The sequence below is a fragment of the Desulfogranum japonicum DSM 18378 genome, assembly GCF_000429945.1.
GTDB lineage: Bacteria > Desulfobacterota > Desulfobulbia > Desulfobulbales > Desulfobulbaceae > Desulfogranum > Desulfogranum japonicum.
In genome coordinates, this window is record NZ_AUCV01000014.1 from 51,261 (window position 1) to 62,562 (window position 11,302).

8 protein-coding genes are annotated in these 11,302 nt (G+C 42.7%); all 8 read left to right on the forward strand.

Annotated features, from left to right (window positions below):
* Positions 1 to 87 precede the first annotated feature (87 nt).
* A complete protein-coding gene (locus G493_RS0108450) occupies positions 88 to 2,511 on the forward strand; it encodes an O-antigen ligase family protein (RefSeq protein WP_028580023.1) in 2,424 nt (807 codons plus the stop codon).
* Between the two features lie 94 nt (positions 2,512 to 2,605).
* Positions 2,606 to 4,042 carry a sugar transferase gene (locus G493_RS0108455; protein WP_028580024.1) on the forward strand — a complete coding sequence of 479 codons (1,437 nt, stop codon included), beginning with the start codon at positions 2,606 to 2,608 and terminating at the stop codon, positions 4,040 to 4,042.
* Between the two features lie 442 nt (positions 4,043 to 4,484).
* Positions 4,485 to 5,603 (forward strand): GDP-mannose 4,6-dehydratase, encoded by a 1,119-nt coding sequence (gene gmd / locus G493_RS0108460; protein WP_028580025.1) that lies wholly within the window; start codon positions 4,485 to 4,487, stop codon positions 5,601 to 5,603.
* Positions 5,604 to 5,792: 189 nt separating this feature from the next.
* Complete coding sequence (gene fcl / locus G493_RS0108465; protein ID WP_028580026.1) at positions 5,793 to 6,728, forward strand: GDP-L-fucose synthase; 936 nt, start codon at positions 5,793 to 5,795, stop codon at positions 6,726 to 6,728.
* Positions 6,728 to 7,483, forward strand: a complete 756-nt coding sequence (locus G493_RS28460) for a WecB/TagA/CpsF family glycosyltransferase (protein ID WP_051309140.1) — start codon at positions 6,728 to 6,730, stop codon at positions 7,481 to 7,483. The genes fcl and G493_RS28460 overlap by 1 nt, the downstream gene beginning before the upstream one ends.
* A gap of 203 nt (positions 7,484 to 7,686) precedes the next feature.
* On the forward strand, positions 7,687 to 8,703 hold the full coding sequence (locus G493_RS0108475) for an NAD-dependent epimerase/dehydratase family protein (protein WP_028580027.1): 1,017 nt from the start codon (positions 7,687 to 7,689) through the stop codon (positions 8,701 to 8,703).
* Entirely contained in the window at positions 8,700 to 9,809 is a 1,110-nt protein-coding gene (locus tag G493_RS0108480) for a glycosyltransferase family 4 protein (protein ID WP_028580028.1), read from the forward strand. Before G493_RS0108475 ends, G493_RS0108480 begins: the two co-directional genes overlap by 4 nt.
* 438 nt (positions 9,810 to 10,247) lie before the next feature.
* Positions 10,248 to 11,288, forward strand: coding sequence for a polysaccharide biosynthesis protein (locus G493_RS0108485; protein ID WP_028580029.1), 1,041 nt, complete (start codon positions 10,248 to 10,250; stop codon positions 11,286 to 11,288).
* The last annotated feature ends 14 nt before the right edge of the window (positions 11,289 to 11,302 follow it).

Consider the following 11,302-nt stretch of genomic DNA (forward strand, 5'->3'; position numbering starts at 1 on the left):
CTTTTGACTGTATTCTCAGAATAATCCTCCTTGGTTCTGGTTGTATAACGCAAGACTTATCATACGTTTTGTTTACCTGTTATTGTTATGGATAATCGCATCAATACAGTATTGGTATTTCTCGTCGTGTTCGCACCATTGGCATTTGGCAGTATTGATATCTGGTCGAATATGGTGATTGAAGTGGTGGCCTTTTCAGCATTGCTTGTCTGGCTTATCCATAGGTATCGAACAGAAGAACTCCTGGAAAGAGTGCCTGGGATGCTGCCGCTTTGTCTATATCTTGGTTGGGTTGCTGTACAGCTAGTTCCCCTGCCAATGGGAGTGCTCTCCCTCGTATCACCTAAAGCTGCAGAGATATATAGTCAGGCCGCCATGAATACATCTGAAAGCTTGCGTAACTTTGCACCCATTACGCTCGCTCCAAGGGAAACTTTGCAGGAGTTGCTTCGTTTCAGCGCTTATGCGGCCATTTATGTATCTGTGATTCAGTGTATTCGCACCAGGGCCCAGATGCGCAAGTTGACAGCCAGCATAGTTGTTGTCGTGAGTACGGTATGCATTATTGGCATCCTGCAGCATTACAGTGGCACAACGAGGGTATGGTGGATACGTGAATTTTCTGTACAGAATTTTTTTGGAACCTTTGCCTATAAAAATCATTTCGGGGCAATGGTGTGCTTGGTTACCCCTTTGATCTTGGCCCATTATCTCTACTACCGATCCAGGGTGAATGGTGCAAAAGGTCCAATTGTCAAGCGATGTATGTATTTTCTGGAAGCTCGTTCAACGCGTAGACAACTCTTGTATGCCGTGGCTATCGTGCTGGTGGTTTTGGGGTTGGGATTGAGTGAATCAAGGGGAGGGGTGTGTTGTGCAGGGTTGTCTGTGTTTCTTTTTTTGGGTTTTAACCGGCAGCAGATAAAGTTTTCAGCTCTGGCATTCATTGGTTGCCTTATAGCGTTGGTGCTGTTGACCGGTGTGGGTAAGGATGCTTTGCAAACAGTTGATTATCGCCTTGGAAAAGCCATTGATTATGATCTGGTAACTGTAACGGGGCGTACAGGTTTTTGGAAAAATTCGAAGGCAATAATACGAGATTTTGCCATAACAGGTACAGGTGCAGGTACATATTACAGTGCCTATCCCTTGTATGAGACAACAACGTCTGGAATTCTGCCCCAACATGCCCATGATGAATATATAGAATCACTGGTAACAAACGGTGTGGTTGGGTCGGTGTGTATAGCGTGGTTTGTTGTTGCAGTGCTTGTTGCCACCTATGGTCACTTTAAATCCCGTCGGGAGAGGTATGTCCGCTATTTATACAGCGCGGTATTAGCTGGTTTGCTCTCCTTTCTTGTGCATTGCATTGTGGAACTGGATTTCCATGTAAGCTCCAGCGTCGGTTTGTACTTTTGTATTATGCTGGCGCTGCTGTCTGCTTCAGTAAAAATATCGCAGAGAAATGCAAAGCCTCGGGTAGGTGTTGCGGCAATTGCAGTGCCACGGTCGTTATACTTGGCGACCTGTGCTGCCTTGCCCCTGCTTTTGTTTTGCACCCTCGCTTTTCATGGAGGAGAATTGTATGCAGGGTTGCAGTTTCCTGCCAATAGCACCTATGGCGCAGCGCTGGCTAAGGTCGGCTACGAGGCAAGAGAGAAGCTTGAGCGTGGACAACAGGTGTTGCCGAGGAAAGAACGATCTGTCAGGGAGTTGGTGGAATTGTCTTCACGTGCCAGGAAAGCAGCCTGTTGGGCTCCCTTTAACGCGTTGTATCCTTTCTTAAATGCTCAAATTCAGATTCAGTTGCATGAGCACCAGGAAGCAATTCACCAGATTGCGGCTGCTCAACAGTTACAGCCCGCATCAGCCCGATACTTTCAAGCAGCCTCACAAATCCTGGCCGAGGTATATGAAATAGGGCCAGCATTAGAAAATGGTAAAATTGCCCTGCAGTTGGATCCTCAGAATTATGCTTACGCCTCCTGGTATGCATCTTTACTGCTGCAATCAGTTAAGGAAAAGGAGGCATTGGCCTATTTGTCTGAAATGCTAGCCTTGTTTCCTGGAAAAGCTTTTAAAACTCTAAACTTGTATTCTGAGCAAGGGATTTCATCAATAGGTTTGGCTCGTTACGTGCCTGATAGCATTACCTGTCAGCTTGCGTTGGCAAAGCTCTATGAGCAGGAAGGGAAAGTCGCTAGTGCAGCCAGGGTTTATCGGCATATTCCTAATTTATTTGGTCAGGCAGAACGACTTGAGAAAAGATATTTCTGGCAGCAGTACAGTTTTTTTATGCGCCGAAATCAGTCCGGAGCGGCATTGGAGGTGCTTCGAACTGCAACCCGATATTTTCCTGACGATTTTGAAATTCGGGTGAAATGTGCGGAGTTATACAAGGAGCACGGCTTAATGAACTACGCAAGAGAACAATATTTATCGGCGTTAGCTTTGCGTCCAGGAGATAAAGACTTGAGAGAATTAGCACTTGCTATAGAAGTAAAATGATCTATTAAATATAATATAACTATTAACTCATATATATAGGGTATTTTGCCATTGGAATTGCTTGATAGTAGTTTTGAATGAAGAGGTGATAATAATGTTTTTCTGGAACAATAGAAGGTCTCGCGTAGTGCTTCATGCGATAGATATATTTATCGCTACTCTTTGCTATGTAATAATATATTTTGTGAAAGAAAATCATATGGGTAGATATTCAGGATTGTCTTCAAGTACAAATTATTTTACAGTATTGCTTCTGTATTTATTTTATTATAATTTTATGTTGTCATTTTTCCATTTTTCTATTCCTACTATTGTAGGATCTCGTTTTAGAGAATTGATAAAGGCAATATTGATTGTTTGTTTGAGTAGCGTTTTTGTTATTGTAACACTATACATCCTTCATCAGTCTGAAGTGAGTCGTATCCTATTAGGACTTTATGTTTCGGTATTGATTTTGGTATTATTTGCAAGGCGTTTGGCCGTAAGCCATTACCTGCGGGTGATTAAATCAAAGGGAAAAGATCAGATTCGTATTTTGGTCGTAGGTTCAAGGGATCGCGCAAAGGAAACAATACGTACTATTTTGGGAGCAGAAGACGATAATTACGAAGTGGTTGGTTGTCTGGAAATTGATGCGGCTCTCACTGGCAAATTAGTCGAAAAGAATATAAAAATTTTGGGCGACATGCGTCAGTTTAAATTCATTTTGCTGAATCAGGTCATTGATGAAGTAATCTTTGCCATACCATTGAAGCAGATAGAAAACGTTAATGATCAAATAGCCTTTGCAGAGAAAATTGGAGTTAAGATACGTATTATGCCGGATTGGCAGTTGCAGCAAATTATGTTCAGGCCAGAAACTGCGTCTATATTTTTTGAGAATTTTGTAGGGATTCCTACGCTTGCTCTATCTTCTACTCCTAAAAAAGATCTTGAGCTCCTGTTTAAAAGTTTCTTCGATTATTTCGCAGCCCTGATCAGTATTGTTGCACTTAGTCCTGTTTTTTTGCTGATCGCTTTGCTGGTTAAGTTTACCTCGCCGGGACCTGTTTTGTTTTCTCAAGTTCGCTCGGGATTGAATGGTCGAAAATTCAGAGTCTATAAATTTCGAACTATGGTTGAGAACGCAGAAGCATTAAAGGCCTCTCTTAATGATCAGAATGAAATGGATGGACCTGTCTTTAAAATTGCAAAAGATCCGCGGATTACACCTGTAGGCTCCTTTCTCCGCAAAACAAGTTTGGATGAACTTCCACAGTTGTTCAACATTCTTAAAGGAGAGATGAGTCTGGTTGGTCCTCGGCCTCCTATTCCTGCAGAGGTAGAAGAGTATTTGCCTTGTCAAAGACGTAGGTTGAGTATGAAACCTGGGCTTACATGTATCTGGCAGGTGTCAGGCAAACGTAATGATATATCTTTCGATGATTGGATGAAAATGGATTTACGATATATTGATAATTGGTGTTTATTACTTGATATAAAATTACTTTTTCGCACTGTTGCTGTTGTTCTGGCAGGTGGAGGCAGGTAGTTATTTGTTGTATATAGAATTGCTTTGCAGTGAGATTGTTAGGTGATTGTACCAGTTAAAATAACTCATCGCTTACCTTAATCTGGTTGAGGTTGAACTGTAAAATTCAATTGGTTGCTATGTGTTTGCAATGAATATAGCTGCAAGAGAACTACACTCTGCGCCATGTCCAAAAAAAATATATGGCTGCAAATCCTCAATCCAATAAACTCCCCTCGTAGAAGAAGTAAGTCCGGTTGAGACTCCATGGTTGCCTGTTCCGGACGATGTTGAGTGGTATAAGCTCCGGTCCTGCTGCTCCTCAAGGGAATATTTGGGGCAGGATACACTGATAATCAATCTTTGGCCCCCTTGATATATAACTGTTCCTGGAAACCGTCATAGAGGTTTATGGGGAATACGGCAGGTAACATATAACAAACATTAACGATTTCTAACTGATATGAAAAAAGCTTTAATTACCGGAGTTACCGGTCAAGACGGTGCTTACCTTTCCGAATTTCTCTTAAACAAGGGGTATGAGGTTCATGGCATTAAACGCCGGGCATCCCTTTTTAATACGGATCGTATTGATCATTTGTACCAAGGGCCCCATGAGCGCAACAGAAGATTTATTCTGCATCATGGAGATTTGACAGATTCCAGTAACTTGATTCACATACTTGAAAAAGTGCGGCCTGATGAAGTCTACAACCTCGCAGCGCAATCCCATGTGGCGGTGTCCTTCGAAGAACCTGAATACACAGCCAATTCAGATGCTTTGGGTACTCTGCGCCTGCTGGAGGCTATCAGGATTCTGGGATTAACTGAAAAAACAAAATTTTACCAGGCTTCAACATCTGAACTCTTTGGTAAGGTTCGGGAAATTCCGCAGACCGAAAAAACACCGTTTTATCCTAGATCGCCCTATGCAGTCGCAAAGATGTACGCCTATTGGATTGTTGTCAACTATCGTGAGGCCTACAATATGTTTGCCTGTAACGGCATTCTCTTCAACCACGAGTCACCTTTACGTGGCGAGACCTTTGTCACTCGAAAGATAACCCGCGCAATTGCTCGCATTTTCCTTGATTTGCAGGACTGTCTGTATCTTGGCAATCTGGATGCTAAACGTGACTGGGGGCATGCCAAAGACTATGTGGAAATGCAGTGGATGATGTTGCAGCAGGATGAACCGGATGATTTTGTTATTGCCTCCGGTAAGCAGTATTCGGTGCGTGATTTTGTCGATGCTGCCTGCAAGGAATTGGGGATAAAGCTCCTCTGGAAAGGCCAAGGCATAGATGAAACCGGTATCATCGAGACTATTCCAGAGCAATATAAGGGTTCTCTGCTAAAGCCCGGCGCTGTTGTTGTGCGTGTTGATCCGCGATACTTCCGTCCCACGGAGGTTGAGACATTATTAGGTGACCCTGCTAAAGCGAAGGATAAGCTCGGCTGGACTCCGAGTACTACTTTTGAAGAGTTGGTTGCTGAAATGGTACGGTCTGATTTGCAGGATGCTCAAAAAGACGAACTATGTATAAATGAAGGCTATACAGTGTTGAACCATCACGAATAGAGCAAATGCAAAGTGCTGTAATGCTCCCTCGTGCAAGGTGGAAAAATCTGTATGTCTTTCAATCGTTCAGCAAAGGCAATTGAGATTGCTGTATAAACAACAATCGATGCAGTGTGCTCCGTCAAACAAGACGCTTAAGCGACCAGCGGAAAAGCAAACTGTCGAGAAAATAAACAAACAAAATTCGCAATGCAATTCAACGCAAAAATATACGTAGCCGGTCACCGGGGAATGGTGGGCTCTGCAATAATGCGAACCCTTGAATCTAAAGGCTACACAAACATAATCACCCGGACCCATTCCGAGCTCGACCTTATCAGGCAGCAAGACGTTGAAGACTTTTTTAACGCAGAAAAGCCTGAATACGTTTTCCTTGCTGCTGCGAAAGTCGGAGGTATTCACGCTAACAATACCTACCGGGCGGAGTTCATTTATCAAAATATTATGATTGCCGCCAACATCATTGATGCTGCCTTTAGATGCGGAGTGAGAAAACTGCTCAATCTGGGATCCTCCTGTATCTATCCCAAACTGGCTACTCAGCCCATGAAAGAATCTGAGCTTTTAGGTGGCTATCTGGAAGAAACCAATGAGCCTTATGCCATCGCTAAAATAGCAGCCATCAAACTCTGTCAAAGCTATAACCAGCAATATGGAACTGATTTTATCTCAGCCATGCCCACAAATCTCTACGGCATTAACGATAATTACCATCCGGAAAATTCCCACGTGCTCCCGGCCCTTATTCGTCGCTTTCATGAAGCGAAAATGTCCAATTCTCCTGAAGTTGTTGTCTGGGGCACAGGATCAGCCAAGAGGGAATTTCTGTTCGCAGATGACCTGGCAGATGCCTGCTTCTTTCTCATGGAAAATTATAGTGGTGATGAGCATGTCAATCTGGGAACAGGGATAGAAGTAACTATTCGTGAACTTGCTGAAACGGTAAAACAGGTGGTCGGATTTGCCGGTAACTTGTCTTTTGATACCACTAAACCCGACGGTACACCTAGAAAACTCCTTGATTGTTCAAAACTTCATCAGCTGGGTTGGAAACACACCACACCTTTAATTAAAGGCGTTGAACTGGCCTATAACGATTACAAAAAAATAACTGTCGAGTCATAATGGTTACATTTCCTGAAAAAAAAGAAATCTTTGGTGTTTCGATTACTCCAACGACCTATGAAGAAACGATAGCCCTGATAATTGATGCTGCCAAGCAGCGACAATCAGCAGTTATCGATTTCATGCCTGTGCATGGTCTCATGTTAGCCACAGAAGACAAGGCGTTTTTTGAAGCCAGCAAGCAATTTGATATGACCTGTCCCGATGGCCAACCTGTGCGTTGGGCGCTTAATCATTTTCATCGAACAAGGCTTAAAAATACCGTGTGTGGGCCAGCTACAACCTGGAAATTATGTAAGGCTGCTTCACATGAAGGAGTGCCTGTGTATTTTTATGGAAGTACAGAACACGTTCTAGATGCTTTGCGACGGAATCTCACGGAAAAATTGCCGGCATTACAGATAGTCGGTATGGAATCCCCTCCCTTCAGGCCTCTCACGGCTGATGAAGATCATAGTGTTATAGAACGGATAAACAACAGTGGAGCCGGAATAGTTTTTATTGGTCTTGGCTGCCCCAAGCAAGAGCTTTTCGCTGTAAACCACAAAGGAAAAATACATGCCCCTATGCTTTGTGTTGGAGCAGCTTTTGATTTCCATGCGGGCATCCTTAAGCGTTCCCCGGCGTGGATGAGTAAATGTGGTATGGAATGGCTCTATAGATTGTGGAAAGAGCCAAGGCGACTGTATAAACGGTATCTATATTATAATACAAAATATTTTCAGGCCTATTGGGCTGAGCAATTTTCCAGGTAAAAGGATTACGGCAAAAACAGTAAGGCTATCCATTGGAGTTTAAAGGAATGTATATTTTTACTCGAAATTACATCCATTGTTATCCAGATTCCCAGAAGTGCTGGTGCAAGTGTTGAGGAAGTTATTGTTCATGGTGATGAATGTTCAGGCAGAGGGAAGCGGGATTATAGGTTTATTAGAATATTTGATGAGTAATGAGTCATATGACAATTGATGCAAACACACCACATGTCGAAACCGTTCTTGTTACCGGAGGTCGCGGCTTTATCGGAAGCCACCTTGTTTCGCTTCTATGTGAGCAAGGTTACAGGGTTGTCTCTGTAGACATTGCCAACGGAAATCTGTCTGCACATCCGCGTTCTATTCAACTGGATGCAGACATTCGCGATGTCAGGAAGATGGAGGAGGTTTTCTCTCAGTATGATTTTTCATGTGTTTTCGATCTGGCCTCTTACACTGAAGTTGGGCTAACCATGGATGAGTACCAGTGCAATGTAGACCAGACACATGCAATGGTTAGGCTTGTACGTAATTATTCAACGCCCAAATACATATTTTATTCAACGCAGTTTGTTCATCGTGTTAAAGGTCAAGCCCCAAAAAATGAGGTAGATTATAAGCCGACGGAATGCTACGGCGCGTCAAAGGTCATATCCGAAAAGTACATCCGCGAAAATCTTCCTGAAGAGCAATGGTTGATTTTACGCCCTTCTTATATCTGGGGGCCTGGACTCGAACGTTTCCGTGATGGTCTATTGTATCGTTTGGCCAAAAAACAATTCCTTATCACAAGTGATAAGAAATTCAAACGGTATTACGGCTATGTTGAAACAATTGCAGCACAGACAATTGCCTTTTCAAAAATGCCCTTCTCGGCACTACCGCATAAAGTGTATTACATATCCGACGCTTCTCTCTCTATGAATACCTTTTGCAGTCATCTGGCCGCAGCGCTTGGGGTAGGAGGTGCCTGGTATGCACCGTCTTTTGTCATCCAATGTCTGGGGCTGGCTGGAGAAATAATGGGTAAGGTAAGTCTTCCACGTCCGATTAACAGCATGCAGGCACGGGAACTGACAACAAATTTCCCGATTCCAATTCAGCGCACAATTGAAGCAACCGGATGTTCGACAGATTATTCTCTCGCCGCACGTAAAATGATTGAGTGGGCGTGTCAGGATGAAGACTTCTGCCAGAAAATCGGAGCAAAAGCTATATGAAAGATCACAAGCTTCGTATCCTTGCTGTGGGCATGCTTCCTCCTCCTCTAGGCGGCCAGGCCCTGATGTTTCAATGGGCCGTTGAGGAGCTTCAAAGGAAGCATGACGTTGAGGTGATTGATCTTCAGGTTCAAAAAAATATTGGTGAAAGTGGTTCGCTGTCTTTCAGTAAGCTGACGAGCTTGGCCAGGCTGATCATTGAAAGCTTGCGAAAGACGATGTTTCAAGCTCCATATGATGTACTGTATTATTGTCCATCTGGGCCAAGTACCATAGGTCTGCTGAAGGATCTTCTCCTGTTGACTGTTCTCCGACGAAAAGCACGAACAAGGGTGTATCATTTTCACGGAACCGGCGGAATGGCTCAACTCATTCACATGCCTGGTTTTGTTCGGGCCTGGGCGCGCCGGGTGTTTTTTCGACCTGATATAACTGTACGCTGTGCGGATGTGAGTCCCAATGATTCAGAAATGTGTGAGTCTCAAAAAGATGTCATTTTGTTTAATGGTATTCCCGATCCACTAAACGGTGACGCTCCTGCCTACCGTGATCCTGAAGAGCACCTTGTGTTGAGTTATATTGGGGTATTAACGAGAGAAAAAGGTGTCTTTGATATTGTTGAAATTGCAAGGCATCTTAAAGAGAGGCGTAAGGATTTCACGGTAAATCTCATCGGTCAGGGTACTGCAGATGAAGTCGAGAAATTAGATCAACTCGTCCAAAAGTATGGTCTTGAAAGCAACATTTTTCGTCGCGGTATAGTGTCAGGGGAGCCGAAGTTCGACATGCTCAGGCGGACAACCTTTTTTTTGTTTCCCACTTTTTTTCGAGCTGAGACTCAACCCCTTGCTGTGATCGAAGCAATGGCCATGGGAATCCCTGCAGTTGTCTCTAATTGGCGAGGCCTTGCAACCATAGTTGATGATGGTCAAAACGGGGCCATCTTGCCGGCGCACAATCCTGAACTCTATGCTGAAAAGATTTGTCACCTGCTGGATCAGGGATGTGTACCTTCTATGCAGGAAGCCGCACGCAGTAAATATATTTCATCCTTTACGCAAGAGAAATTTACTGAAGGTTTATGCAGAATACTCGAAGGCGCATAATGTATTGTTTTACAGTGTATCCTGCTCATCGAGTGTTACGTTTGTAACAACAACAGGTAATAGACACATTACAGTTGAATGATATAGTTTGTTGTTACCTGTATTGCGTTGAATTACTTTTCTTTTTTAGTGTAAAGGTACGCCAGGTATTTCACTGTGCAATAAGCATATAGTGGAGAAGAACTGATAGCATATTCGAAATTCTACTTATGTTATCTCGATATTTAATATATGCTTTTGGCATGATAAATGTATGATGCATAGATGTATCCTGGAAAAATTTACGTCATAGCAGTGCTTCACTGCTGACAAGTCATTACGATTTCGTTGAGACTGTATGTAAAATTTAATAATAAAAAAACGAGAAATTACTTTAGTAATAAGGTAGCTTACTTGTAGAGTCTATGTTAGAGGTATAAATTATGGAGGCAATAGTATATGTTATTTTTCAAGGATAAATCTGTCCTTATTACAGGATGTTGCGGTACGGTTGGGAAGGAGCTTGTTAGACAGTTTTTAGATTCTAATGTAGTAAAAGAGCTAGTTGGTATTGATAATAATGAATCTGAATTATTTTTTCTTGAACAAAAATATATAAATCATCCTAATTCTTCTTTTTTTCTTGCAGATGTTCGTGATAGTGTAGAGTTGCATCGAAAATTTAAAGGAATAGATATAGTTTTTCATACTGCTGCTTTCAAACATGTTATTTTAAGTGAACGCTCTCCTTTTGAGGCCGTTCAAACCAATATTCTAGGTGTAGAAAATGTCATTGATGCGGCCTGCGAGAGTGGAGTGGAGCGCGTTATTTTTACGAGTTCTGATAAAGCGGTAAACCCCACGAATGTCATGGGTACTTCTAAATTAATGGGAGAGCGTTTGATTACAGCTGCCAATAGTACCGTGAGGGGTAAGGGGCCGATTTTTGCATCAACACGTTTTGGTAATGTGTTGGGATCCAGGGGGTCTGTAATACCGATTTTTAGAAATCAGATTATGAGGGGAGAGGCTGTAACATTAACAGATCCAGGAATGACCCGTTTTATTATGAGCATTGCAGAAGCGGCACGTTTAGTTATTGACTCTGCGCAATTAGCGCAGGGCGGCGAAGTGTTTGTCACTAAAATGCCTGTAATTCAAATTAAAGATCTTGCAGAAGTGATGATTCAAGAGCTGGCGCCTTTGCATGGATATGAGCCGACGGATATTCCTATAAATATTATTGGCAGTAAAGCTGGTGAGAAGATGTATGAGGAGCTGTTGAGCCATGAAGAGACTCGCCGGACATACGAATTGCCTCAATATTTTGCCATTATACCAGCGTTCAGAGGGTTGTATAGAAAAATTAGATATGAATATCATGATATTGTTTCTACAACTGTTGATCGTCCATATAATTCAGCGCAGGAAGCGTATTTAGATAAATCCGCTATTGCATCCTTTCTACATGAAAATAATCTTCTTTCTGATTCTCAGTAAGTCCTCTTTCAGGA

Bases quoted from the DNA above. Each gene is read 5' to 3' on its own strand.
- G493_RS0108450 (WP_028580023.1), top strand. From the start codon at position 88: ATGGATAATCGCATCAATACAGTATTGGTATTTCTCGTCGTGTTCGCA.
- G493_RS0108455 (WP_028580024.1), top strand. From the start codon at position 2,606: ATGTTTTTCTGGAACAATAGAAGGTCTCGCGTAGTGCTTCATGCGATA.
- gmd (WP_028580025.1), top strand. From the start codon at position 4,485: ATGAAAAAAGCTTTAATTACCGGAGTTACCGGTCAAGACGGTGCTTAC.
- fcl (WP_028580026.1), top strand. From the start codon at position 5,793: ATGCAATTCAACGCAAAAATATACGTAGCCGGTCACCGGGGAATGGTG.
- G493_RS28460 (WP_051309140.1), top strand. From the start codon at position 6,728: ATGGTTACATTTCCTGAAAAAAAAGAAATCTTTGGTGTTTCGATTACT.
- G493_RS0108475 (WP_028580027.1), top strand. From the start codon at position 7,687: ATGACAATTGATGCAAACACACCACATGTCGAAACCGTTCTTGTTACC.
- G493_RS0108480 (WP_028580028.1), top strand. From the start codon at position 8,700: ATGAAAGATCACAAGCTTCGTATCCTTGCTGTGGGCATGCTTCCTCCT.
- G493_RS0108485 (WP_028580029.1), top strand. From the start codon at position 10,248: ATGTTATTTTTCAAGGATAAATCTGTCCTTATTACAGGATGTTGCGGT.